Source organism: Ferdinandcohnia salidurans (assembly GCF_042680725.1).
GTDB classification, from domain to species: domain Bacteria; phylum Bacillota; class Bacilli; order Bacillales; family Bacillaceae_L; genus Ferdinandcohnia; species Ferdinandcohnia salidurans.
The window spans coordinates 162729-188274 of the sequence record NZ_JBHUEK010000004.1 but is presented as its reverse complement, the minus strand read 5'-3'; the positions used below and the strand labels follow the sequence as shown (position 1 = coordinate 188274).

Here is a 25546-nt window from a genome sequence, read left to right as displayed (position 1 = left end):
CTTTTTTAGCATGAAGACATCTTATCTTAAATAAAATCCTTTAAGAAACGGAGTAGATGCTCATCTTCTATATCTTGAATAACAGTTTCCCCAATATTTTTTAATAAGACCATTTTTACTTTACCAGAGGTAGCTTTTTTATCATGCTTCATTCGTTCAAGTAATTTTTCAGCTTCTAATTGTTCTGGTATGCTTGTTGGGAACCCAAACAAGCTGAACCATTCTTTAATATTTTCAGATGATAGATTATGATTAAAGATTTTTTCACTCAGCTTTAATGCAAAAATCATCCCAATCGCAACGCCATCTCCATGGGTAATCTTTCCATAACCAGATTCAGCTTCAATAGCATGACCTAAGGTATGCCCAAAGTTTAAGATAGCACGTAGTCCTTTTTCTTGTTCGTCCTCGGAAACAACCTTTGCCTTTACGGCTACACCTTTTAATACAGCATATTGAAGCTTTTCACCTTTTAAATCGTCCAAAGACGTAATGTTTTCAGTTAACCACTCATAAAACTCCGGATCCCAAATTAATCCATGCTTTATGACCTCGGCAAAGCCCGAACGAAGCTCGATTTTTGGCAATGTCTTCATTAAATCAATATCATATAACACCGCATTCGGTTGATGAAAAGCACCAATCATATTTTTTCCAAGTTCATGATTAATGGCGACCTTCCCTCCAACTGCACTGTCATGAGCAAGTAATGTAGTTGGAATTTGGATAAATGGGATGCCACGCATGAATGTTGCCGCGACAAAACCGGCTAAATCGCCAACAACACCCCCACCTAATGCAAGAATCACCGAAGAACGGTCTAACCCTTTTTCCAGCGCAAAGGTCTGACATTGATAATACATTTCAAAAGATTTTGCACTTTCCCCAGCAGGAATAACGAATGATAACAGCTCATCAAATTGGGCGTTAAGGATATCTTTTACTTTCTCTAAATAAAGTGACGCAACAGATTCATCACTTATAATAAGTACCTTTGATACCGATTTACAAGTATCCTTTATAACCTGTGGCAATTGATCGATAATTTCAGTTCCAATGTACATTGGATAGGTTTTCGATTTTGTTGCTATGGTTAACTGGTCCATTAGAATTCCCTCGAATACTCACGCATTTTCGCTACATTTTCTTGAATTAAATCGATTCTATCTTGTCCGAATTGTTCAACAATTGCGTTTGCAACTTCCCAAGCCACAACTGCCTCAGCGACAACTGATGCGGCAGGTACTGCACAGCTATCAGATCTTTCTATACTTGCTTCAAATACTTCTTTTGTTTCAATATCTACGCTTTTTAATGGCTTATAAAGAGTTGGGATTGGCTTCATAACACCTCGAACAACAATAGGCATTCCGTTTGTCATACCGCCTTCAAAGCCGCCTAAATTATTGGTTCTACGCTTATATCCATCTTCTTTATCCCAAATGATTTCATCATGAACTTGACTTCCAGGAATTCTTGCCGCATCAAATCCAATACCAAACTCAACACCTTTAAAGGCATTGATACTTACCATTGCTGCTGCAATTTTCGAATCTAGTTTACGGTCATAATGAACATAGCTTCCTACACCTGCAGGTACACCTTCAACGATGACTTCTACAATCCCGCCGATGGAGTCACCATTTTTCTTTGCTTCGTCAATAGCATTCATCATTTGAATGCCTGCTTCCTCATCCAAACATCTGACTGAAGATTCTTCGGTCTTTGTTTTCAGTTCTTCTAGGGTTGAGTATGTAGTATTTTTCGCACGTACTCCACCAATTTCTAATACATGTCCAGCAACCTGAATCCCTAGAGATGCCAAGAATTTTTTAGCTACTGCTCCAGCTGCAACTCGTACTGTCGTTTCACGTGCTGAAGATCTTTCAAGAACATTTCTCATATCGCGATGTCCGTATTTGATAGCTCCATTAAGATCTGCATGTCCAGGTCGTGGACGTGTAATTTTACGCTTAATATCATCAGCTTCTTCATCAGTAATTGGATCGATACCCATTATTTTCGTCCAGTGTTTCCAGTCGTTGTTTTCAACGACTAATGCAATTGGAGACCCCAATGTTTTACCATGCCTAACACCACTTGCAATCTGCACTTGGTCCTTTTCAATTTGCATTCTTCTGCCTCGTCCATGTCCTTTTTGACGTCTAGCAAGTTCAAAGTTTATATCTTCTGCAGTAATTTCAAGACCAGCAGGTACACCTTCAAGTATGGTTGTAAGCTGTGGCCCGTGTGATTCACCAGCTGTTAAGTATCTCATGTATGTTTCCCCCTTATATGCAATAGTGAAAAAGAATTTCACTTTCGTAATTTAAAGCGATTATGTACCAATATATCATAATCTCTGTAATTCCGGATAGATTTTTTCAAAAATTTCTATGATTATATACATTGTGATAAAGAAAAAGAATTCACCCATAGGCAAATTCGATTACTATATCGTAGCAAACATTATTAGATTTGTCATTTTTCTGACGTTTTATTTTGAATGCTTTATTTTTTTCGATAAAAAAATGTATCTTCGGTTTCTAAATTATACGAACCTGGATTGAAAATTTGTTCAGTACTACCGACAAACAAAATTCCATTACTTTTTAAGGCGTTACTAAACTTTTTGTATACCATATCTTTAGCCTCTTCTGTAAAATAGATCAATACATTACGACAGACAATAAGATCAAAATCAGCATCGAATGGGTCTGCTAATAAATTTTGCTTTCTAAAGGTCACCGTCTTTTTAATCTCAGGTTTGATATGATAATAAGTATCCTTTTGCGAAAAAAAATGATTCTTCATGTCATTCGGGAGCTCTTGAAGTGCGCGCTCAGAGTACACACCAAGCTTTGCTCTAGCTAGTATATTTTCATCAATATCTGTAGCTAAAATCGTTATTTTTTGTAAAGGCAAAAATTTCGATAGAATCATTGCTAGAGTATAAGGTTCCTCACCCGCAGAACACGCAGCACTCCATACTTTTAGATTTCGATTCTTTTCTATAAGTTTTGGGAGAATCTTCTTTTCTAGTATTTCCCACCTTTTCGCATTTCGATAAAATTCGGAAACATTTATCGTCATCCGATCCAAAAATTCGTGAAATAGTTCATTGTCCTTTTCAAGGCCCTTATAGTAATCAACAAAACTCACGAATCCCCTTTTTTCATATAACGATGTAAGCCTTCTTAGCATTTGAGCTTCCTTATATAAACGTAAATCAATACCTGTTTTCCTTTTTATTTGTTGGATAAAAGTTATGTAATCTGTGTTCATCGCGATCTCCTAAACTAAAAACTAAACATAATTTTGGCGCTGATAATGGAAGGTTCCTTAAGAAAAACCAGCCCTAATAGAGCTGGTTTTTGATGGATTAATAAATCCAGTTATTAATAACCTTTTCGTATGCCGCTACTTCTTCTTCTTTGAAGAAAAGTGCAATTTCACGCTCAGCACTTGCTGGTGAATCAGAACCGTGAATAACGTTCTTTCCAACGGTTAATCCAAAATCACCACGAATTGTTCCTGGAAGGGCATCCTTCGGATTTGTTGCGCCCATCATTTGACGTGCAGTTGCAATTACATTCTCACCTTGCCAAACCATTGCAAATACTGGACCAGAAGTGATGAAATCTACAAGCTCTCCAAAGAATGGACGCTCTTTATGCTCACCATAATGTTCTCCAGCAAGCTCTTCAGAAATTACCATTAATTTTGCCCCGACTAATTGAAAGCCCTTTCTTTCAAAGCGTGAAACAATCTCACCGATTAATTGACGTTGAACTCCATCAGGCTTAACCATTAAAAACGTTTTTTCCATAATTCTCTCCACCCCACCAAAATATGTATAATAGTCATTTTTTAGCGACCAATCAAAATAGTAACACTATTTTGATTGGTTTGCAACTTTATTCATCAAAACACTTTTTACATTTTTGCGTTTTTGCGTTCAGTTTTTCAATGACAACACGGGGTAGGTTACAAAGGGGTCAAATATAGTTAAAATTTTCTTTTTCCGATATATTTTGCAATATTATAAAGCGTATTTCTAGCACGACCAGAAGGTAATTCTTCTAATACTTTATACGCTTTATCTAAATAACGGTTACTTATAGCCTCGGACTGCTTGATCGCATCTGATTGTTTAATCAACGTGATTAAAGGTTTAATTTCAGCAGATGTTGTATGTTCTGAAACTTGAGTAATAAGGGCTTTTAGTTTCTCATCCTTCATTGCATATAGAACAGGCAATGTAATATTCCCTTGCATCAAATCACTACCAGCAGGTTTTCCTAGTTGTTGATCAGTGCCTGTAAAATCTAGAATATCATCTGTAATTTGAAAGGCCATTCCAACATAATAACCAAATAAATACAGTTTTTTATGGACATCAGAAGGAACACCTGCAGCAATTGCACCTAGTTGGCAGCTACTTGCGATTAATAGGGCCGTTTTCCGCTTAATACGACGCAAATAACACCGTAGGTCTTGATCAAACCGATATTTATCCTTAATTTGCTCAATTTCACCTAAACATACCTCGACGATTGTATGAGCAAGAAGTTTATGTAATAAAGGATTATCAAGCTTCGTGATGATTTCTAATGAACTTCCAAGTATATAATCTCCAGCATACATCGCAATCTTATTGTCCCATTTAGCTTTAATGGTAGGCTTGCCACGACGTAGGTCCGCGTCATCAATCACATCATCATGGACAAGCGATGCTGTATGAATAAGCTCAAGTGTTACGGCTACGTTTTTAATCACATTAATATCATACTTACCGAATTTGCCACCTAATAGGACAAAAACAGGTCGTAATCGTTTTCCACCTGATTGCAATAAATGCAAACCAGCTTGCTGAAGAACAGGATGCTCCCCTTTAATGGAAGCCTCCAGTTCCTTTTCTATAATGGCTAAATCTGTATTCAAATACGAATACATCAAAGATAATTTCATGAGTTTCACCTTAGTTTACAAAAATATGACGCGAAAACATTATTTCTTATACCCTAAATGCATAGCAGCTACACCTAAAGTGTACGGTTTAACTTCAATGTCTCTTAAGCCTGCTTCTCGAAACATATTTGCTAATTCTTTCATGCCTGGAAAATCACGGGCAGATTCTTGCAACCATGAATATTCCTGATAACTTTTTGCAAAAAGCTTTCCGAAAACTGGCATAATAAAACGAAAATAGAAAAAGTATAATTGACGAAATCCAATTATTGTTGGTTGTGAAGTTTCTAAACAAACAACCTTACCACCAGGTTTTACTACCCTTTGCATTTCTTTTAAAACAGTCATATAATCGGGAACATTTCGTAAGCCAAAGCCAATTGTTACATAGTCAAAGGAATTATCCTCAAACGGCAATTCCATGGCGTTTCCATGTACCAATTTAACCTGATTTAATTGCAGCTTGTCTACCTTCTCTTGGCCAATTTTCAGCATATTTTTACTAAAGTCTAGACCAACCACTTTCCCCGTAACACCCACTGCATCTGCAAGCGCAATCGTCCAATCTGCAGTTCCACAACAAAGATCTAACGCGGAGGAACCTTTTTGGACATCCATTCGTTTCATTGTATCTTTACGCCAAGCTTTATGTTGTTGGAAGCTAATCACAGAATTCATTTGGTCATAATTCTTATATATTTTTTCAAACACATGGTGTACACGCTGTTCTTTAGATTGCTCCATAATTACCCTTCTTCCACAATCTTATTCATTGAAATTGAAGCACCTTCAAATCGTAACTCATTAACTCGATTTAATAGCATACTGTTCATTTTCGGGTTCGTTGCTAAAAACTGCTCCAGCTTTTTTGTTACATAAGAAAGCTGCCTGTTAAAAACGATCATTACTTCTGCTTCCTGAACTTGTTTTTCTTGATGAAAAACGATTTTCTTTAGAGTCTTGAAGAGAATTGAATTCCCATTCTCTAAATACTGTTCTCTTTCATGCAGTAGTCGTTTTAATAACAAAAAATTTAAAATGAGCTCTTCCCACTTTTTTATTTGAAAGCTTTTTACGATTTTTTGAAAAATGGCCGATTCAACTGTTGTCACACAAGTAAAAAGCTTGTCTATATCTTCATTGTCCATTTGATACAAATAAATTTTTGCTTCATTAACTTCTTTAATTCCTTCTGCAAGTACTCGTATGAAGTTAATATCAGAGACTTGAGCCAGAAGTTTATAATATAATCCGCTAAAATAATCTCCCGCCAATACAGCCAACTGCTGACTGCGCATGCGTTCATCTGAATAGGAAAGTCGATTGGGGACTGATTCATGGGTATCCAATGCCTGTTGAACAAGCATAGTTGTTACTATATAGTTTTCCAATTGCTCTTTTGGCAAAAGTAAATCCTCGCATATCGAATTTAATAATAATATCTTATCTTCATCTATGCTAGGTGTTTCCATATATCTTTGAAGGTATGAGTGTCTTGTTTCAACCTCAATACGCTCCTTAAGATTGGCAACTATTTCCTTGATGTCATGCAAATCAATCACCCTTGTTTCCCCAATTTAAATAAAAAAATATCTATTTTGAAGGTCTTTATATTAGTCTCTTTAAAACAACGTTAATTATAACATATATCCCATAGTTTTTCCCTTAGTTTTATGCAATCCAAAAGAAAAAGCAGGAATTACCTGCTTCATCTTTTGGAATCTGATTCAGTTTCTCCATGACTCGTTTGAATAATTGCATGACCACGAACTTTTATTGCTGAAGTATGTTCAGTAAATTGAGCAATCATTACTTCGCCTCTGTCTAATTTCTCCGAATGATGAAAGCGAGTATCCGATCCTCTCGTTAAACCGATTACATTCACTCCATCTTCTACTGCTTTAATTACAATAAACTCTGAGTTTGAATTATTACTCATCCTTCTTCACTCCTATGAATGCTATGTAAAGGAAATTTTTTCAACTCATCCAACACTTAATGGAAAATGAGTGAAACTCACATCTTTTTTACTATCTCGTACTTCATTACGTATGTCAATTCTTAATTAAAGATAATACCTCACTGCGAGCAGCTGGGTCTTTTTGTAATATTCCACGAACAGCAGAAGTAACTGTTTTTGCTCCTGGTTTTTTCACTCCCCGCATCGTCATACACATATGTTCTGCTTCAATTACTACCATTACCCCATGAGGTTGTAAGGTTTCAACGATGGAATCGGCAATTGTTGAGGTGATTCTTTCTTGCAATTGAGGTCGTTTAGCGACTGCTTCTACGGCGCGCGCAAGCTTGCTTAAGCCAGTTACCTTACCGCCTTTAGGAATATAAGCAACGTGTGCGTGACCAAAAAATGGGACAAGATGGTGCTCACACATTGAGAAAAATGGGATGTCTTTAACAAGCACTAACTCTTCATGTTCCTCACCGAAAATCGTTTGAAAATATTCTTTTGGGTCATCTTGGAGACCAGAGAACACTTCCGCATACATTTTAGAGACTCTTTTTGGCGTATCGACTAGTCCTTCTCTCTGTGGATCTTCGCCGATTGCTTCTAAAATCATGGTTACTGCCTGCTCTATTTTTTTATAATCTATGGAAGTCATTTTAGCCAACCCCTCTTCTTATTACGTACTACCAGTCCATTGATTCTAGCATAATTATGTACAGAAAACAAAAATAAAAAAGAGTCGTTAAAAACGACCCTCTTTAGAGGAAGTTCAAAAAATGCGGTGAATATGACACATCGAATTTCTGCGTTGACTTGCTTCTCCGTTCCTCACGTATTTACTGCATACGCTCCGGTACTCAAAGCTGCGTCGCCTTGAAATTCTTGGTCCTCTTCATCCTCTTTTTTGAACATTCATTTTGTATCTTTCACATAGTTTCTATGTAAAATTATTTTACTGCATCCTTAAGCGCCTTTCCTGGTTTAAATGCAGGAACTTTGCTAGCAGCAATTTCGATTTCTTCACCAGTTTGAGGATTACGACCTTTACGAGCAGCACGCTCACGTACCTCAAAGTTACCAAATCCGATTAACTGAACTTTGTCTCCACCTTTAAGGGCTTCAAGAATTGAATCAAAAACTGCATCAACAGCTTTTGTAGCATCCTTCTTAGATAGTTCAGCACTTTCAGCCACCGCGTTTACTAAATCTGTTTTGTTCATGACATTCACCTCCTCCCAAATATGCTATTCATTCAATATGAGTGATTATTCATTGCTCTGCGAGTCTTGTGTCATCAAGTGTCTACAACGTTAGTCTGATACTAACATGCCTTATAATAAACGATTATTAGACATAATTCAATATATTTCAACAGAAATTTTACCTTTTTATGTATATTTCACCAATTCGTCTATGTTTTTTTGTAAAAAGCTTATCACATTAGTGTTTCGTAAGCAAATTCGCATCTTTTTGTGCAATTATTGCATAGAAAAAAGACTCCCTTGTGAGGAGCCCTTATCCTATAATATGATGGCAATTAATCCGCCCGAACCTTCGTTAATGATTCTTTCAAGCGTTTCTTTAAGCTTGTAGCGCGCATTTTCAGGCATTAAAGATAATTTCGCCTGGATACCTTCACGTACGATGGAGCTTAATGATCTACCAAATATATCTGAATTCCAGATAGAAAGCGGATCATCTTCAAAGTCTTGCATCAAGTATCGGACCAATTCTTCACTTTGTTTTTCTGTACCAATAATCGGCGCAAATTCAGATTCTACATCTACCTTAATCATATGAATAGATGGCGCAACAGCCTTTAAGCGAACTCCAAATCTTGAACCTTGGCGAATAATTTCAGGCTCATCAAGACTCATGTCAGATAACGCTGGTGCTGCAATTCCATAACCCGTTTGTTTCACCATTTTTAGTGCATCTGCCACTTGATCATACTCTGCTTTTGCATGTGCAAAGTCTTGCATTAACTGTAAGAGATGATCTTTTCCGCGGATTTCAACACCCACTACTTCCTTAAGGATTTGATCATACAAATCATCTGGAGCATATAAATCAATTTCAGCTACACCCTGCCCCATTTCGATACCAGCCAAGCTTGCTTGGTCAATAAAGTCATATTCACTAAATTGCCCAACAACGCGATCAACATCTCGTAACCGCTTGATATCTTGGACTGTATCTTTCACAGCATCTTGATAGCTTTCTCTTAACCAATGATCCTCTCTTAAGACCATTACCCAGCTTGGTAGATTTACATTTACCTCTAGTACTGGGAACTCATAAAGCGCTTCACGTAGAACATTGAATACATCTGCTTCACGCATGCTTTCAACGCTCATCGCTAATACCGGAATATCGTATTTTTCATTTAACTCTTGACGAAGTGCATCTGTCTCTGGGTGATGAGGATGAACAGTGTTTATAACCATAATAAATGGTTTTCCTACCTCTTTAAGTTCCTCAATCACACGTTCTTCTGCTTCAATATAATCTCTTCTTGGAATCTCCCCAATTGAGCCGTCTGTTGTTACCACAACCCCAATTGTTGAATGCTCCTGAATTACTTTTCTTGTGCCAATTTCAGCTGCTTCATGGAAAGGAATAGGCTCTTCATACCAAGGTGTGTTTATCATACGTGGCCCATTTTCATCCTCATAGCCCTTTGCACCTGGAACCGTGTATCCCACACAATCCACAAGGCGAATGTTAACATCTAGCCCATCCTCAACATGTACAGATACAGCTTGATTTGGAACAAACTTTGGTTCTGTTGTCATAATTGTTCTTCCTGCAGCACTTTGTGGTAGCTCATCCTGTGCACGTGCCTTATCTGCCTCACTACCAATATTCGGTAAGACTACTAATTCCATGAACTTCTTTATGAAAGTAGATTTGCCAGTTCTAACTGCACCAACGACTCCTAAATATATATCGCCACCGGTGCGCTCAGCGATATCTTTAAAAATATCTACCTTTTCCAAGTGTGATCCCTCCCGATTTTACAGTTCTTGGGATAATTTTATCCGTTTACTACATATTCTAGGACATTATATTTGTATGACGTTGTCCTAATTAAATATGACTATTTCTAGAAAAAAATTCCCCCCATAATATGTAGCAGCAAAGTTGAGTTCAAAAAGAAGAATGAAAACTACCCTAGCAAGCTATATTTCTTACACTTTTTGAACATAATTTACAAATTAAAAACCCTTCTCTTAGAGTTTATGTCTAAAAGAAGGGTTCATGACTTATTTCTTTAAAAATATTGGTTCATTTTTATCATCAATCGTAGTGGGGAGGGAATTGATTGGAACAAACATTGAATGTTCAACTAAAATATCCCGAATATCATCACCTGTTTGATAGGTATGCTCATACTTTGTTAAATACTCAAATAAATCCATACGATAGTCTACAAATATCTCATTTGTGTTTGTTATCAAGAGTGGTAAATTTTTTCCTGTAAAAGGACTAACCACAAAAGGTTCTTCTTTCAAACCTAGCTTGCTATAATCCAAAGTAAATACATTTGTTTGCAGTTGGTCTTTAAATGGCGCATATCCATTTGATGACCGATACATTTCCACTCGTAAATTTAATTCACTAATTTCCTCTGAAATTCGTACATCTAAAAGTTTAACAGTTGGATTTGTCTCTACATTAACTAAAACATATAAATAAACTCCACCAGTTTCATATGCATTACCAGGAGGTTCGGCTATGTACTTGGGTGAAAGTCGAGTAAAATCAATCGGATATTTTTGATATAGAGGAGTCTCCATGTCTCTTGTTTTGATCGGCAAGAGCCCGCCATTATCCTCTTTAAATTGGTCAACCGCCCTCTGAACATCTGCGATTTGGTCTTCATATGGAATTTGGTTTTGAGTAAGCTTTTCTTTTGGATACAAGCATCCTGTAAGTAATGATAAAGAAAAAACAATTACTATCAGTTGTAACGTAACTCTCATAATAATACCATCCTTATGTTTGTATCTTTATTCACTAACAGGTCCGCTGAATACGACGAAGAAGATAATGATTCCTGCTAGAATCATAAAAATATATGCAATCGTGGCTACTAATCCTTTTAAGAAGCCCTTCAGTTTAAAACGACTAAGATAAATGGATATAACAGCGATAAACATAAATGCAATGCCCGCAAATGATATCCACATTTTTAGTAATCCTGGTGTCACCTTTTTCACTCCCTTGTCCAACATCTAAGTGTATTCAAAAAGGAGGATGAAAAGGACCAAGAAGTTCAAGGCGGCGAAGCTTTGAGCACCGGAACGTATGTAATTAATACGTGAGGAGCGGAAAAGCAAGCCAACAAAGAAATTCGAAGTGTCATTTTCACCGGACTTTTTGAACATCATCTTAACATTCCGTCAAATATTATATCATAATACGCATCTATAAACTAAGGCAATGTTGTTAACTGTGAACATGTAAACTTTTTTATTCTTAAATAAACAAAAAAACTGAAGTAAAGAGGGGCGCCTTTACCTCAGCAAAACTTGAACAACTAAATATTCCCTTAATCCAATCGCTCAACCCACACAGTATACTACGTTGCATTTTATGCGAAAAAGGCATGAAATGTATCGTCTAATGCCTATTTTTAGCAAGAAAAGTGCAAACGTTTTACTCAGTAGAAAATCCTTGCTATGCGAAATTATTAGAAATCCCGCTAATATGGTATTCTCCTTGCCATCATATGCACGCTAAAAGCGGTAGGTGTGCTAAATCTTGCTACATTGACCCTTTTTCTTCTAAATAGTTGAAAAGATCGGCCATTTCGTTTGTCCTTCCTCTGGACATGAGTTTATCTACAGCTTCTTTTGGTGACTGACCGTTGAAAAGAACATCATATAGGGCAAATGTTATAGGCATGGAAACGTCCATTTTTTGGGCTAACTGATAGGCTGCTTTTGTTGTCCTAACACCTTCGACAACCATTCCCATATTATCTAGAACTTCCTGCAGACTTTGACCTTTTCCAAGCAGATTTCCTGCACGCCAGTTCCTTGAGTGGACACTTGTACAGGTTACGATCAAATCACCAATCCCGGTTAATCCAGCGAAAGTTAGGGGATTTGCCCCCATTTTGCTACCCAACCGTGAAATTTCGGCTAAACCGCGTGTGATTAACGCAGCTTTGGCATTATCACCATACCCAAGTCCGTCCGTAATACCTGCAGCCAAAGCAATAATATTTTTTAATGCCCCACCAATTTCTACACCCACAATATCAGGGTTTGTGTAGACACGGAAATGCTGATTAATAAATAAGTCTTGCACATATTCAGCACTTTCCATATTTTGGGATGACACTGTAACAGTTGTTGGATGGCGAAGTACCACTTCCTCGGCATGACTAGGCCCAGAAAGAACAACAACATCTTTGAGTAAGTTTGACGGCATTTCGTCCTCAATCATTTCAGATATCCGCTTTAATGTATCCGGTTCAATTCCTTTACTAACATGAATAATCGTTAAAGGAATTGAAATGACCTGAGTTATTTTCTGAAGTACTTCACGAATCGCTTTTGTCGGAACAGCAAGTACAATTGTTTTGACGTCCTCTAAGGATTTGTCTAAATCCGAATACCCAATAATGGTTTCTGGAAGCTCAATTGAAGGCACGTATTTTGAGTTAGTGTGTTTCGAATTGATCTCATCCACCTGTTCCTTACGATGTGACCAAAGCCTTACCTCATGATCATTGTCCGCAAGAACGAGCGCTAGTGCAGTACCCCAACTACCAGCTCCAACAACCGTTATCTTCTCCATTACTTCCTCTCCTTTCTATTTTCGAGCTCTCGCGATTATCTTAATTGGCGTACCTTCAAAACCAAAAGCATCTCTAATTCGATTCTGTAAGAAACGTTCATAAGAAAAATGCATCAATTCAGGTTCATTTACAAATACAACGAAAGTCGGTGGCTTAACAGCAACCTGTGATACATAGAAAATTTTTAATCGTTTTCCCTTGTCTGTTGGTGTCGGGTTCATAGCAACAGCATCCATGATGACATCATTTAACACATTCGTTTGAACACGCATTGTATGATTTTCACTGGCCATATCAATCATCGGTAGCAACGTATGGACCCTTCTTTTTGTTTTTGCAGACAAAAATACAATCGGTGCGTAATCAAGAAAAAGAAAATGATCACGTACTTTTTGTTCAAATTCCTTCATGGTTTTATCATCTTTTTCTATGGCATCCCATTTATTAACAACAATCACCACTGCTCTACCCGCTTCATGAGCATAGCCGGCAATTTTTTTATCTTGTTCAATAATACCTTCTTCAGCATTTAAGACAACAAGGACGACGTCAGAGCGTTCAATAGCTTTCAGCGCTCTTAACACACTGTACTTCTCAGTGCTTTCATAGACCTTTCCTTTTTTCCTCATACCAGCTGTATCGATGATGACATATTCCTTACCATCAACTGTGTATTTTGTATCTATAGCGTCCCTTGTGGTTCCCGCTATGTCACTTACGATGACTCTTTCTTCACCTAACAAAGAATTTACAAGCGATGACTTTCCTACATTAGGACGACCAATTAGAGAGAACCTAATGACGTCTTCATCATATTCTTCATCTCCACCCTTTGGAAAATGGCCTATAACTTCATCTAGCAAATCTCCAAGGCCAATTCCGTGGGAGCCTGAAATTGGCACAGGTTCACCAAATCCCAATGCATAAAAATCATAAATATCTGTTCTCATTTCGGGGTTGTCTACTTTGTTAACAGCTAAAACAACTGGCGTTTCGGAGCGGTATAATATTTTAGCAACCTCTTCGTCCGCACTTGTCACGCCTTCGCGACCACTTGTCATAAAAATAATTACATCTGCTTCATCGATTGCGATTTCAGCTTGATGTCTAATTTGGGCAAGAAAAGGTTCATCACCAATATCAATACCACCTGTATCAATAATACTAAATTCTTGATTCAACCATTCACCTGAACTATAGATTCGATCCCTTGTCACTCCAGGTACATCTTCTACAATTGATACTCTTTCTCCTACTATACGATTAAAAATTGTTGACTTCCCAACGTTCGGACGACCAACAATAGCCACTACTGGTTTTGCCACATGCGTTCTTCCCTTCTAAACTATCTGATACTACATATATCACATAAAATATGATTAAAATCAACGTTATGTATAAAATAAACCCTTCTACGTTAGAAGGGTCATGCTTTTACATTCTATCAAAAATAAATGGTAACAACAATCAATTGTTTAGTGTTTTACGATTATGTACAAATTCTCACTGATTTCGTGAGCAATTCCATCTAAGATTGCCTCCAAATTTGCAGCTACTGTCTCCATTTCCTCTTTGGTAGGACATGAAAACACGGGTGTTCCCCCAGAAACATTAACCTTTGATGTGTCCATCTTAATCGCCGCTAACACAAATTTTTCGATATTCATTTAAGTGGACGCCCCTTTTCGTTTGCGTTCCTCTCTGTTGGCATTCGGATTGCATTTTCTAATGTTGGTACACGACCTATTATTTCAATTGCTTTCTCAACATCTTTTTCTTGTGGCAAAACAAAAATTCCGACTCGTCCATCATTCAAGTCTCGTTTTGCCAACGGCGTGAGAGCAGGGGTCCCCGAATCTCTGAATATCCCCAAAGCGGTAGATACATCATGTAGGATGGCTTGTCTTTGTCCTAAATTTGCAATGGTAGCTCTTGCATTAAACGTTTTCGGCTTTAAAATAAACCCCATCCCATATTCTAATATTTCCTGTTGTCTCGCAGGTAGTCCAATATTCATGATATAAATATTATCAACATACAAGCCCGCATCTTTAAAATATGGCTTAACAAACTCGATTTCAACAATATCCTTTAGTCTACTTCCAGCCATTAGCTTTTTGCAAATTAACAGACAAATGATACCCACAAGTATTCCAACCCACATATTGATCGCTAAATAGGCAAAGGTAGATAAAAAGGAAGTAAAAATAACTAAGTAATTTCGACTTTCGAAGGCAACCGCGATCCCTTCGATATATGTCTTTCCTCTTGGAACAAGTTCGTATGAATCAAGTTCAGTAAGTGTGTTTCGCTCCATATTTCGCACATCCCGAAATTGCGAAGCCGCAATCGTTAAAAAGGTGATTGCGGTAAAATCCTCTTCCATAATGGAAGGTACTGCTACAGTTCCTAATCCTGCTGCAATAAAACCTAACGCAATATGAATGATTTTACCATGTAAATAGGTTGGATACTGACGATAATCTGTACGCAGCATGTAAAGGCGTACAGCAACTCCAAATATGACCCCAAATAAAATAGGGTATGTATATTCATTCATGCTAGCCGTGTTTCTCCTTTGTGTTTTTTTGGACCAGAACATCCACATGATGTAGAAGAAGTTCTAAGGATGACCAAACAAAAATAAAACAAAAACTAATTGCAATAACATCTAAGAAGACAAATGAACCAATTTCATATGAAAAATTAACATTATTTATAATAATTCCATAAAGAATATCCCCTTGTATGGCACCAACTAAAAGCCCAACCAAACGTAATCGGAAATCCTTTAATAACATTAATGTTACATATATTAATGCAGCTCCGAGCATCAAATTACGGTTAAAAAAAAGCCAGACCGGGTCATATAATTCGAACATTAAGAAACTACAATATGCTAATGAAATGGTAAGAATACAAATTAGCATATAAAACACTTGTTTTTTCGGTCGTTTTGAAATTTCCTTTACGCAAAAAAACAAGATTGGAAAGATACTGTTATTTATTTTGATATCACCCACTTCAATGTAGTACGGTGATAATATGATAGTTACTAGAAACAAAATAGATAGGAAAAGCCTTTCTTTGTTTTTCTTCATTAAAAAAGTACTACACACCCAGGCCATCCAAGAAATCCAATAAAATAAGACACCCTCCATATCTCCACCTCCCATTATTCCCATTATGGCTAGAAATTATGAATTTTAACCTTATTTGAATACCAAAATTCCTTTTATGAAACAATAAAATGAAATCAGAAATTGCCAATACCCCTATATACAATCCCCCAAAAAAGGATAGTTATGTAGGAAGAAAGAGGTGGAAATGAAGTGGGTAAAGATAGACAGGAAAAAAAGCATAAAGAGGCGCGATTAACGGAGTCTGACCGTGATCAATCCCTTGACTATCCCGGCGCAACAAGATTAGATACTCCTGATGAAGCTAGGGAAATGAACCGTATGAATCCAAAATAAAAAAGCCCTCACCCTTATGGGTGAGAGCTTTTTTCGATACTGCCTACTTTAATTTATTTAATTGGTCACCGATTACTTCTCCAAGCTGAAAACCTGTTGTTTCTTCTTGTTGTTGGTATTTGCTGTAATCTTCTTCAACGTTTTCTTCTAGTTCTTTCATGCTTAATGAAATACGTTTTTCAGATTGATTCAGTTCAAGGACCTTCACTTTTACTTCTTGGCCTTCTTTTAATACCTCATGAGGAGTACCGATATGCTTAGAAGAAATTTGTGAAATATGAACAAGCCCTTCAACTCCAGGTAACACTTCAACAAAAGCTCCAAAGGAAACAAGTCTTCTTACTGTTCCTTCAACTACATCGCCGATCGATAATTTTTCAGTGATGCTTTCCCAAGGTCCAGGTAATGTCTCCTTCACTGATAACGAAATTCTTTCATTATCACGGTCGACAGATAATACCTTAACCTTAATCACTTGACCTTCTGAAACAACATCGGAAGGCTTTGAAACATGCTCATGCGAAAGCTGGGAAATGTGCACAAGTCCATCAATGCCACCGATATCAACAAATGCGCCGAAATCTGTCAATCGTTGAACAGTACCTTCAAGAACAGCTCCAACTTGTAAAGAATCTAAAACCTGTTGTTTTTTATTCTTTTGCTCTGCTTCAACTACAGCACGATGTGATAAGATTACTCTATTTTTCTCACGGTCAAGCTCAACAACTTTAACAGTTAATGAGTTGTCCTTGTAATCAGAGAAATCCTCCACATAATAATTTTCAACTAAAGATGCTGGAATAAATCCTCTTACACCAAGGTCAACAACAAGTCCACCTTTTACAACATCTTTAACAACCGCTTCGAATACTTCACCCGAATTATATTTTTGCTCTAAATCATCCCATGCTTTAGAAGCAAGTACAGCTTTTTTGGATAAAATTAAAGCTTCTTCCTCTACTTTTGTAACAGAAAGCTCTAATTCTTCTCCTTCTGAAACAACATCACTAGCTTTTTCAACATGTAGGCTGGATAGCTCGCTAATTGGGATAATGCCATCTAACTTACTGTTCTCAACTGAAACAAAAACTTGCTTCTCTTCAACCTTTGTAATCTTGCCAGTGATTACATCACCAACTTGTAACTCTTTGTACTCAACTTGGTTCATATCCTCTGCCATTCCAATTACCTCCTTCAAAGTCAAACACGAAAAACAATGTATGTATAAATAATATTATCAAATGCGCCTTGGCGTATTTGCGCCCGATTTTTTTCGAACAAGCTCGAAAAATTTCCTTTGAAAAATCGTGGCATCCGCCGGAGGCTAACTTTATTAAGTAGAGGTATACCTCTACTTAATAAAGTTAAAAATATTCTTTTAATTAACTTCTAATAAATAGAGATATTTGTCAAGTATAAACTCTTAATCTATTGATATTTTTCCTGTATTTCTCTTATAGAATCCATAATTTTATTGGTTACTTCTTCAGGTGATGCTTTTTCAGTTCTGAACTTTTCCATCTGAACTGGCTCACCGTATACCACTCTTAATTTACCAAACAGTTTATAAGGCCCTAAAATTGCGCACGGGATAACAACACAATCAGTTCGTAGTGCAAAAAAGCCAACTCCCGCTAAACCTTTTCCAAGCTTTCCATCCTTACTCCTTGTTCCTTCAGGGAAAATGCCCAACACACTCCCTTCTTTTAGCACCTTTAATGCTGTTCTTAGTGCTTCACGATCACTCATCCCACGTTTTACTGGGAATGCATTTATTTTTGGTAAAATCGCACCTAATACTGGTACGTTAAACAATTCCTCTTTTGCCATAAAATGAATATGCCTTGGAGAAGTTACTCCAACTACTGGTGGGTCTAAATTGTCGATATGATTCGAACAAATCAAGACCCCACCTTCCTTAGGTATATTCTCCTTACCTATAACTTCAATACGGTAAAGAGGCTTGATGATTGCTCCAACTAATCCTCTTGCAAAGGGGTAAAGATTCATTCCATTCAAATCCTTTCCTTTACAACATCCATAATCTTCGCAACAACTTCTTCGATGCCTAATGATGTTGTATCAATTTCGATCGCATCTTCTGCTTTTCGTAATGGAGCAACCTCACGTTCTGAATCTAATTTGTCTCTTTGAGCAATTTCCAACTTTAGTTGTTCTAGATCCGACTGATATCCTTTTGAAAGGTTTTCTTGGTGGCGGCGTTCTGCTCTTTCATCAACAGAAGCAAGAAGGAATATTTTCACTTCTGCATCTGGCAGTACATGCGTCCCGATGTCCCTTCCATCCATCACAACTCCACCGGACTTACCGAAGCTTTGTTGGCGTCTTACCATATCTTCCCGAACCTTACGATGTTTAGAAACAATTGAAACTGAATTTGTTACATCATGCTCACGAATTTTTTCGGTTACATCCTTGTTATCAATAAAAACAAGCTGACCATTTTCGCCAGGTCTTAATTCTATATTTGCGTTTTGAAGAGCATCAAGTAGCTGTTCTTCACTTTCTAGATCTAAGGATAATTGCAATGCTTTGTAAGTTAATGCACGGTACATGGCACCTGTATCAACATATATGTAAGATAATTCTTTTGCAATAATTTTTGCAACAGTACTTTTTCCAGCAGCCGCTGGTCCGTCTATTGCGATTGAAATCTTCTTGTCCATAAACTAAGTATGCCTCCTGTTAGTAACGCTCTAAAAAGGTCCTTTACCTCGATAAACAAATAAGCTTGATCTCTAAAGCTTATTATATTTATTCATTAGAACAGTATTCCTACTTACGAAAAAATGCAGGGAATCCCTGCATTTATATTTTAATTGTTATTTAATAATGTTTCAATGGTTTTAGTCGTGTCTGATTTGTCGACACCCTCATATTCAATCATTCTCGTGATGTACGGAGTCAACGGGCTATATAAAATAATAGCCTGTGCAACAAGTAGAAAGATAAATTGAATAATAGCAAGCTTAATTAAAATACGTTCAAAATTTTTCATTCCATACCAGCCCTAAACCAAGTTTTTACTACTAGTATGCTAATGTAACTCTTTTTTTATTCTAGAAAAGGATGCTATTCTTTCAATTCGCTAGAATGTAGGCCTTTTTTCTTTAACAATAATTGTCTTTGAAAACAAAACTTAATTAACTGTTGCCTAGCAGACTCTGTAACGTCCACAAATTTAATTGACGCTTTTTTTCTTTCTCCGTTTTTCCCTTCAACAATACGGATTACTTTACTTTTAAAGGATACATATTGATATTCATCAGAAAGAGATGGGAAGACAAAGTATGTGTTTATATCTACTCCAGGATTAAGGCTATTCGAAGAAGGTAGAATGATTGAGGCGCCACCAGCACTAATATCATGTGTAATTGTAACAAATGGCTGAAACTCCCCGTTCATGCTGTGGATTGCGACATCTACCGGTGTCTCTATTCGTACATATTCTCGTCGTTGAATCTTAAACATATGATCGTCACCTGGAAAGGAAAGAACAATCATAGGGATATTTTGTTTTACTCTGCCTAGTACTGAAGTATCAAATAAATAAGCCGAAGTACTATCTCCCGCTACAAAAGCCTTTAACATTGTTCCATTTAATAAATAAACTGTTTTCCCTGTTTTCGTATTAACAGGATAGTCAATATAGAGCTTGTGTTCTCTTCTTTCAACAACCCTGCATCTATATTTTTCACCATTTGGATTAGTGGTTGGTTCAAGGTTTATCATATCCCCAATTTTCAACACGGACGTTCACTCTTTCTAAAACATTCTGTATATATTAATTAAACCATGAAAAAATAAAAAAAGGAAAGCAAATTTGCTTTCCTTTTTTGTATGCCTATGATTTGTTTAACCCTTTATAGACTGGCTCAGCATTTTTAAGCTTTTCAACCTTTTCTTCAAATCCATTTTCAGCATTGATAAAGATTCGGTACGTATCATTATTAATTGTTCCTAAGAACTCATAACAAAGGACATCTTGGTCTAGGTCATTTGTTATGATAGCTAGACGATCTTCCATTATTTCAAGATTCGGGTTAATATGTTTCTTCGCTTCTTCTATTGAAATTTTTGGTTTACCAGTTGTTTTAATCTTGCCAGCCATTAAATAATCTCTTGCGGTAAAACCGATAATGTTTCCATCATCAAGTGCTACTTTCATTTTAATGGAATCTGAATACACTCTGACTCCATTAGTAGAGGAAACGAAATTAAATACTCCTATGTTATCATATTGAGCACTTTCAAATAGCTCTAAGTTTTCGAATTTATTCTCTTTTAAAAATTTCTGAGCTCGGTTAAATGCATCATTAAGACTAATTGTACTTTTTGCAACTTCACGGTTACGAATGATCCAAATCGGAATTCCACCCTTTTTCGTAATATCCATGAACGTATTTACTTTTGATTTTGGATCATTTATTTCTAGACTATAAAATCCATTTTGTGATCCCTCACCGTTTTCGGTAACCTTCATTTCAATGTTCCCTTTTAACCCTAGGAACTTTTTTGCGACTTCTTTTGCTTGTTCTTCATTTATTTCTGGTCCTTCTAAGTTAGGAAATTTATTACCATCTTTTTTCGTCGTTGTAAGCGTGACACCAAACTCACTCTCAGAATAAGCAGCCACATTTTTTTCAACGGTTTTAAGACCATCGATGATGGTGTTATCAGCCTGTTTATCACCTGAAGCTAGCGCTAATTCAACATCCATCCAGCGAAGATTATTCTCCATAACTAGATGTTGGACAGTCCGAAGCTCCTTTTGGATATCTTCTGCATTTTTATAGAGCTGTTGAAGCGTATTGTATTCTTTATCAGACAATGGTTCTTTTGATAGGTCACGTACTGCTGTACGATAACTAAAATCCCCGATATTACTTAGAAACTCTTCCGTTTTATTAAAAGGCATAAGAGACAATGGTAATTGTCCTACATCTGAATGTGCCTCGGACGTAAGTCTCCACACATCTGCAAGTGTTGGAGATAGTGAACTTTGTGAATTCATTGCAAGTGTCGTTCCGATTTTGTCATGTAAAAGGTCAATATGATAGGTTAAATTATGAAACGCTCGTTGGTAGTTATTTTCTGCTTGTATTAGAATGGCATTTTTCTCTTGGTGCTCTTTATAGCCCCAATAGCCTGTTCCAATAATCCCTATCGTAAGTACTGTAATTAATATTCCTCTTAGCAACTTGTCTCACCTTCCATTCTAATTACAGAATATGTGCTTTCCGATTCTCTTAATTTGTGGTCTACCCCAAATCCACTTACTTGTTGCTGTATCTGGATTAAAGTAATAGGTTGCACCACCTGTCGGATCCCAACCATTTATCGCATCAATTACTGCTTTTTTTGCCTGCTCGTTTGGCGTCAACCAAATTTGTCCATCGGCAACTGCCGTAAACGCAAGTGGTTCAAAAATAACACCAGATACTGTATCCGGGAAGGTCGGGCTATCCAAACGATTTAAAATCACTGCCGCAATTGCTACTTGTCCAACATATGACTCTCCACGTGCTTCTCCATAAACAGCATTTGCAAGAAGTTGAATATCATTTTGCGAAAATCCACCCGGCATATTTACTGCTGTAGGTCCTTGTGATTGTACCTCTTCCTGCTGTTGAACCTTAGCTTGTTGTTTAGCTGGTTGTTTCGGTTGAGCTTTAGGCTGTTGAGCCTGACCAGCTTGGCCCTGCTGCCCTTGTGGTTGTTTCGGCTGAGCTTGAGGCTGCTGTTGCGCTGGTTGCTTCGCTTGCGGTTGCTGTTGTGCTGGCGCTTTAGGCTTCGGTTGTTGAGCTTGGCCCTTTCCAGCCTGTGGTTGCTTTTGCTCCGCCGTAAATTGCTTTTCTATATCAGTTCGCCTTGCCTCTGCCGCTGTTTTTGCTTTTTGGATATTTGCTTCAGATGGAGCGGACTGGATGCTCCACGGAACGCCTCCATAGTGGGTAAAACGATTTCCTTTACGCAAATTATCATATACGAATTGCTTATTATATTTTGTAAAGCGGTTTATCATGGCTTTCGTTTTGTCTCCAACGAGACCATCTACTTCTTCTAGCCCGAAAGCCTTTTGGAAGTTACGAACAGCCCAATACGTACTCCATCCATACACTCCATCAATCGTTCCGTGGTAATAACCGTTATACTGAAGTCTTGATTGCAGTTCAATTACATCGTCACCTGTTGCACCACGTTGAATAATCTGTTCTGAAAAAGCATGAACATTATAATTAGTTCCGCCGATGAACACACTGACAAACATGATAAGGACGATGGGGAACATCAAATATTTTTTGAAGCTCATGATCAATTACCTCCCTAACCATTTTCTATATATACTTACAAGTATTTTCTGTAGAGATTGGTATTTTATTCAGATTTTATATTTGATTAAAAATGAACATAAAAAATAACCTGCCTAAGCGACAGGTTATCTAAACATTTGGTTTTGCTATTTTTACTTTTCGTAATCCAAACCACCATAAAAACAACATAAATGGGATCATCATATAAATCCACTTTTTTAAAGATAAAAGTATGTAATCGTACATCCCATGTAAGAGGAATGGAAATAAGAAGGATATCAAAATCCATTTTCGCTTTTCATTCGGAGAAAATTTAGCTTTTCCAAGATAAAACCCCATAATCACACCGAACAGAGCGTGACTTGATACTGGCAATAAGGCACGACCTACAGCTAAATGAACCCCATTCGCCAATAGATAAAGAATATTTTCTAAAGTTGCAAATCCTAACGACAGCGCTGCACCGTAGACTATTCCGTCATATTGTTCATCAAATTCAATATGCTGATAAACGGTATAAAAAAGGATAAACCATTTAAAAAACTCTTCTAATAGAGCTACCTTTAAGAACGCCTGTGAAAAGCTGTGCTTAAATACCTCTTCAACCCCTAAGACATATTGGATAAACATGATTGGAAATACCAATAAAGCACCAAAAATGAAGATTCGAAAAACCATGAAAATGGGTTCTGCTTCATATTTATCTTTTAAATAAAAATAACTTAATAACGCAAGTCCAGGTGCAAGTCCTGCGGTTATGACCGCCACCATATAATTCCTCTTCTCCCTAATAATCAATTAATGTTTGAGTAACAGATACTTTTATCGTAACATGTAAATTGGTAAATGAAAATATGAACTATCCTGTTTATGGATAATTTTCCTATATAGAATTGAGGGAGAAACATTGAAAAAAATACTTATTATACACACAGGCGGAACAATCGCAATGATGGAGGATAAAGACACCGGGGCGGTACAGCAAAACCAACAAAATCCATTGCTTCTTCACACTGATGCTTTATCATCCATTGCTGATGTTAAGGTAGAGGATTTATTCCAGTTGCCTTCTCCACATATTACTGAAAAGATCATGTTGATACTAAAGGAAAAAATAGAAACAAGTATCAAGGAAGATATGATCGAAGGTGTAGTTATTACTCATGGGACTGACACACTTGAGGAAACGGCTTATTTCCTTGATTTAACCGTCCAATCTGATATACCAATTGTTGTTACTGGAGCGATGAGATCAAGCAATGAGATTGGGGCAGATGGTCCTTATAATTTGATCTCAGCTGTACGGGTAGCTGCTTCCGATAGTGCAGTTGGGAAAGGGGTTTTAGTTGTCCTTAACGATGAAATACATTCAGCAAAGAACGTAACAAAAACTCACACAAGTAATATTGCTACATTCCAAAGCCCACAGTATGGTCCATTAGGAATTGTGAGTAAACGAGAGATTACCTTTCACCATGTACCAAATGTTCGAGAAACATATGAAATAGAAAAGATCACAAAAAATGTTGTCCTACTAAAAGCATACGCGGGTATGGATGGGTCCATCATTCAAGCGATTCGCTCATTACATCCTGATGGCTTAGTTATCGAAGCCCTTGGACAAGGTAATCTCCCCCCAACAATGGTACCAGAGTTAAAGAAGCTTACAAATAGTGGAATACCGGTTGTTTTAGTTTCCCGCTGTTTCAATGGATATGTACAGGAAGTGTACAATTATGAAGGCGGAGGACGCCAATTAAAAGATTTTGGTGTGATTTTTTCAAATGGTTTGAATGGTCAAAAGGCAAGACTCAAGCTACTTGTCACGTTAGAAATCACAAATGACCATGATGAACTCCAAGAAATGTTTTATAAATAAGAAAAGGGCGCCTTCAAGGGCGCCCTATTTTCGTTCAATTATTGTTTTTGCAATTAAGTCTCCATGGAAACGTCCATTTTCGATGAATATTTCATTGGCATTATTTCCTGCTGCAATAACACCGGAAATAAAAATACCCTCTACATTCGTTTCCATTGAATCAGGATTAAATAATGGTCTGCCTGTTTCTTTATCGATTTCAACATTCATTTTTTGTAAAAAACTGTGATCCGGATGGTAACCCGTCATTGCAAATACATAATCATTCTTCACTTGTTTTTTCTCATTCCCAACCTGATAACTAACGGCTTCTGGGGTGATTTCAAGGACATTTGCATTAAACTCCATGGTAATAATCCCATTTCGTACTAATGCTTCAAATTCCGGTAAAATCCATGGTTTAATGCTAGGCGAATACTCGGAACCACGATATAAGACTGTTACTCTTGCATCAGCATTTGCAAGTTCTAATGCTGCGTCCACGCTCGAGTTTTTTCCTCCGATAACAACGACATCCTTATCAAAGTAAGGGTGTGGCTCTTTAAAATAATGAAACACTTTAGGTAGATCCTCACCAGGAACACTCATATAGTTTGGATTGTCATAATATCCAGTCGCAATAATGACGTATTTTGTTTGATATTTACCCTTTGAACTAGTGATCTGGAACTCTCCATTTTCTTGCTTCAAGACTTCTGCCACTTTTTCAAACGCATTGACTCTAATTTTCTTTCGTTTTGCTACTTCACGATAATAGGCCAATGCCTGGTTTCTTTTTGGCTTTCGACCTTCAATAATAAATGGTACATCCCCTATTTCTAATTTCTCACTTGAACTAAAAAATGTTTGATGAGTTGGATAGTGGTATATTGCATTTACAATATTCCCCTTTTCAATCACTAATGGATCGATTCCAATATTTTGCAGTGCGATTGCTGCTGCCAGTCCACAGGGACCCCCACCAACAATGATGACTTCTTCCAATTGCATGCTTGTCACTCCTACTAGTCAAAAAAAAATCTCCTACCAAAATGATAGGAGTTTTTTCTTGTCTTTGCAAATAAAATGATAAATCAAATACGACATACTTATTTCCTGCCCAGACTT

At 37.1% G+C, this 25546-nt stretch carries 29 protein-coding genes; 2 read left to right on the top strand and 27 right to left on the bottom strand.

Features of this window, described 5'->3' with window-relative positions:
* Positions 1-26: 26 nt before the first annotated feature.
* The 18 genes from aroB to ACFSFW_RS01280 form a co-directional block, all read right to left on the bottom strand.
* Positions 27-1106: a 3-dehydroquinate synthase gene (aroB, locus tag ACFSFW_RS01365; RefSeq protein WP_304218911.1), complete on the bottom strand. Its 1080-nt coding sequence runs from the start codon at positions 1104-1106 to the stop codon at positions 27-29.
* Positions 1106-2278 carry a chorismate synthase gene (gene aroC, locus ACFSFW_RS01360; protein ID WP_304218908.1) on the bottom strand — a complete coding sequence of 391 codons (1173 nt, stop codon included), beginning with the start codon at positions 2276-2278 and terminating at the stop codon, positions 1106-1108. Before aroC ends, aroB begins: the two co-directional genes overlap by 1 nt.
* A gap of 233 nt (positions 2279-2511) precedes the next feature.
* Positions 2512-3285: a CheR family methyltransferase gene (locus ACFSFW_RS01355; protein ID WP_304218906.1), complete on the bottom strand. Its 774-nt coding sequence runs from the start codon at positions 3283-3285 to the stop codon at positions 2512-2514.
* Between the two features lie 97 nt (positions 3286-3382).
* Positions 3383-3829 (bottom strand): nucleoside-diphosphate kinase, encoded by a 447-nt coding sequence (gene ndk / locus ACFSFW_RS01350; RefSeq protein ID WP_099362718.1) that lies wholly within the window; start codon positions 3827-3829, stop codon positions 3383-3385.
* Between the two features lie 179 nt (positions 3830-4008).
* On the bottom strand, positions 4009-4971 hold the full coding sequence (gene hepT, locus ACFSFW_RS01345) for a heptaprenyl diphosphate synthase component II (RefSeq protein WP_099362717.1): 963 nt from the start codon (positions 4969-4971) through the stop codon (positions 4009-4011).
* Between the two features lie 39 nt (positions 4972-5010).
* Positions 5011-5715, bottom strand: a complete 705-nt coding sequence (locus ACFSFW_RS01340; protein WP_304218902.1) for a demethylmenaquinone methyltransferase — start codon at positions 5713-5715, stop codon at positions 5011-5013.
* 2 nt (positions 5716-5717) lie between these two features.
* Positions 5718-6533 (bottom strand): heptaprenyl diphosphate synthase component 1, encoded by an 816-nt coding sequence (locus tag ACFSFW_RS01335; protein WP_304218899.1) that lies wholly within the window; start codon positions 6531-6533, stop codon positions 5718-5720.
* 146 nt (positions 6534-6679) lie between these two features.
* Positions 6680-6910, bottom strand: coding sequence for a trp RNA-binding attenuation protein MtrB (gene mtrB / locus ACFSFW_RS01330; RefSeq protein ID WP_099362714.1), 231 nt, complete (start codon positions 6908-6910; stop codon positions 6680-6682).
* Between the two features lie 115 nt (positions 6911-7025).
* Positions 7026-7592 carry a GTP cyclohydrolase I FolE gene (folE, locus tag ACFSFW_RS01325; RefSeq protein WP_099362713.1) on the bottom strand — a complete coding sequence of 189 codons (567 nt, stop codon included), beginning with the start codon at positions 7590-7592 and terminating at the stop codon, positions 7026-7028.
* Positions 7593-7884: 292 nt separating this feature from the next.
* Positions 7885-8157, bottom strand: a complete 273-nt coding sequence (gene hbs / locus ACFSFW_RS01320; RefSeq protein WP_077618610.1) for a non-specific DNA-binding protein Hbs — start codon at positions 8155-8157, stop codon at positions 7885-7887.
* 300 nt (positions 8158-8457) lie between these two features.
* On the bottom strand, positions 8458-9936 hold the full coding sequence (gene spoIVA / locus ACFSFW_RS01315; protein WP_099351701.1) for a stage IV sporulation protein A: 1479 nt from the start codon (positions 9934-9936) through the stop codon (positions 8458-8460).
* A 267-nt stretch (positions 9937-10203) separates the two neighbouring features.
* Complete coding sequence (locus ACFSFW_RS01310) at positions 10204-10923, bottom strand: YphF family lipoprotein (protein WP_304218891.1); 720 nt, start codon at positions 10921-10923, stop codon at positions 10204-10206.
* A 27-nt stretch (positions 10924-10950) separates the two neighbouring features.
* Complete coding sequence (locus ACFSFW_RS01305) at positions 10951-11151, bottom strand: DUF2768 domain-containing protein (protein WP_099351703.1); 201 nt, start codon at positions 11149-11151, stop codon at positions 10951-10953.
* Between the two features lie 556 nt (positions 11152-11707).
* Positions 11708-12748, bottom strand: a complete 1041-nt coding sequence (locus ACFSFW_RS01300; protein WP_388034584.1) for an NAD(P)H-dependent glycerol-3-phosphate dehydrogenase — start codon at positions 12746-12748, stop codon at positions 11708-11710.
* Between the two features lie 15 nt (positions 12749-12763).
* The gene (gene der / locus ACFSFW_RS01295; RefSeq protein ID WP_304218887.1) at positions 12764-14074 is read right to left on the bottom strand and encodes a ribosome biogenesis GTPase Der; all 1311 of its coding nucleotides are present in this window, start codon (positions 14072-14074) and stop codon (positions 12764-12766) included.
* Positions 14075-14224: 150 nt separating this feature from the next.
* Positions 14225-14416, bottom strand: a complete 192-nt coding sequence (locus ACFSFW_RS01290; protein ID WP_099362708.1) for a capping complex subunit for YIEGIA — start codon at positions 14414-14416, stop codon at positions 14225-14227.
* A complete protein-coding gene (locus ACFSFW_RS01285; RefSeq protein ID WP_304218885.1) occupies positions 14413-15309 on the bottom strand; it encodes a YIEGIA family protein in 897 nt (298 codons plus the stop codon). The genes ACFSFW_RS01290 and ACFSFW_RS01285 overlap by 4 nt, the downstream gene beginning before the upstream one ends.
* 1 nt (position 15310) lies before the next feature.
* On the bottom strand, positions 15311-15910 hold the full coding sequence (locus tag ACFSFW_RS01280) for a YphA family membrane protein (RefSeq protein ID WP_388034581.1): 600 nt from the start codon (positions 15908-15910) through the stop codon (positions 15311-15313).
* A 171-nt stretch (positions 15911-16081) separates the two neighbouring features.
* Between ACFSFW_RS01280 and ACFSFW_RS01275 the strand changes: the two genes are divergently transcribed.
* Complete coding sequence (locus tag ACFSFW_RS01275; protein ID WP_099351709.1) at positions 16082-16225, top strand: YpzI family protein; 144 nt, start codon at positions 16082-16084, stop codon at positions 16223-16225.
* A 43-nt stretch (positions 16226-16268) separates the two neighbouring features.
* Here the strand turns inward: ACFSFW_RS01275 and rpsA are convergent, their stop codons facing one another.
* The 8 genes from rpsA to prsW all read right to left on the bottom strand — a co-directional run bounded on the left by rpsA (position 16269) and on the right by prsW (position 23331).
* Positions 16269-17405: a 30S ribosomal protein S1 gene (rpsA, locus tag ACFSFW_RS01270; protein ID WP_304218881.1), complete on the bottom strand. Its 1137-nt coding sequence runs from the start codon at positions 17403-17405 to the stop codon at positions 16269-16271.
* A 248-nt stretch (positions 17406-17653) separates the two neighbouring features.
* Positions 17654-18235 carry a lysophospholipid acyltransferase family protein gene (locus ACFSFW_RS01265; protein WP_388034578.1) on the bottom strand — a complete coding sequence of 194 codons (582 nt, stop codon included), beginning with the start codon at positions 18233-18235 and terminating at the stop codon, positions 17654-17656.
* 5 nt (positions 18236-18240) lie between these two features.
* The gene (cmk, locus tag ACFSFW_RS01260; RefSeq protein ID WP_304218875.1) at positions 18241-18912 is read right to left on the bottom strand and encodes a (d)CMP kinase; all 672 of its coding nucleotides are present in this window, start codon (positions 18910-18912) and stop codon (positions 18241-18243) included.
* Between the two features lie 149 nt (positions 18913-19061).
* Complete coding sequence (locus tag ACFSFW_RS01255; RefSeq protein ID WP_099362699.1) at positions 19062-19244, bottom strand: YpfB family protein; 183 nt, start codon at positions 19242-19244, stop codon at positions 19062-19064.
* A gap of 74 nt (positions 19245-19318) precedes the next feature.
* On the bottom strand, positions 19319-19996 hold the full coding sequence (locus tag ACFSFW_RS01250) for a flagellar brake protein (protein WP_388034576.1): 678 nt from the start codon (positions 19994-19996) through the stop codon (positions 19319-19321).
* Positions 19997-20090: 94 nt separating this feature from the next.
* A complete protein-coding gene (gene ypeB, locus ACFSFW_RS01245) occupies positions 20091-21446 on the bottom strand; it encodes a germination protein YpeB (protein ID WP_388034574.1) in 1356 nt (451 codons plus the stop codon).
* Between the two features lie 18 nt (positions 21447-21464).
* Entirely contained in the window at positions 21465-22517 is a 1053-nt protein-coding gene (gene sleB, locus ACFSFW_RS01240; RefSeq protein ID WP_388034870.1) for a spore cortex-lytic enzyme, read from the bottom strand.
* 172 nt (positions 22518-22689) lie between these two features.
* The gene (gene prsW, locus ACFSFW_RS01235; protein ID WP_099362695.1) at positions 22690-23331 is read right to left on the bottom strand and encodes a glutamic-type intramembrane protease PrsW; all 642 of its coding nucleotides are present in this window, start codon (positions 23329-23331) and stop codon (positions 22690-22692) included.
* A gap of 136 nt (positions 23332-23467) precedes the next feature.
* On the opposite strand from prsW, the gene ACFSFW_RS01230 reads away from it, so the two are divergent.
* The gene (locus ACFSFW_RS01230; protein WP_388034572.1) at positions 23468-24439 is read left to right on the top strand and encodes an asparaginase; all 972 of its coding nucleotides are present in this window, start codon (positions 23468-23470) and stop codon (positions 24437-24439) included.
* 24 nt (positions 24440-24463) lie between these two features.
* Here ACFSFW_RS01230 and ACFSFW_RS01225 read toward each other — a convergent pair whose 3' ends face one another.
* Positions 24464-25429, bottom strand: coding sequence for a YpdA family putative bacillithiol disulfide reductase (locus tag ACFSFW_RS01225; protein WP_388034570.1), 966 nt, complete (start codon positions 25427-25429; stop codon positions 24464-24466).
* Positions 25430-25546: the final 117 nt, after the last annotated feature.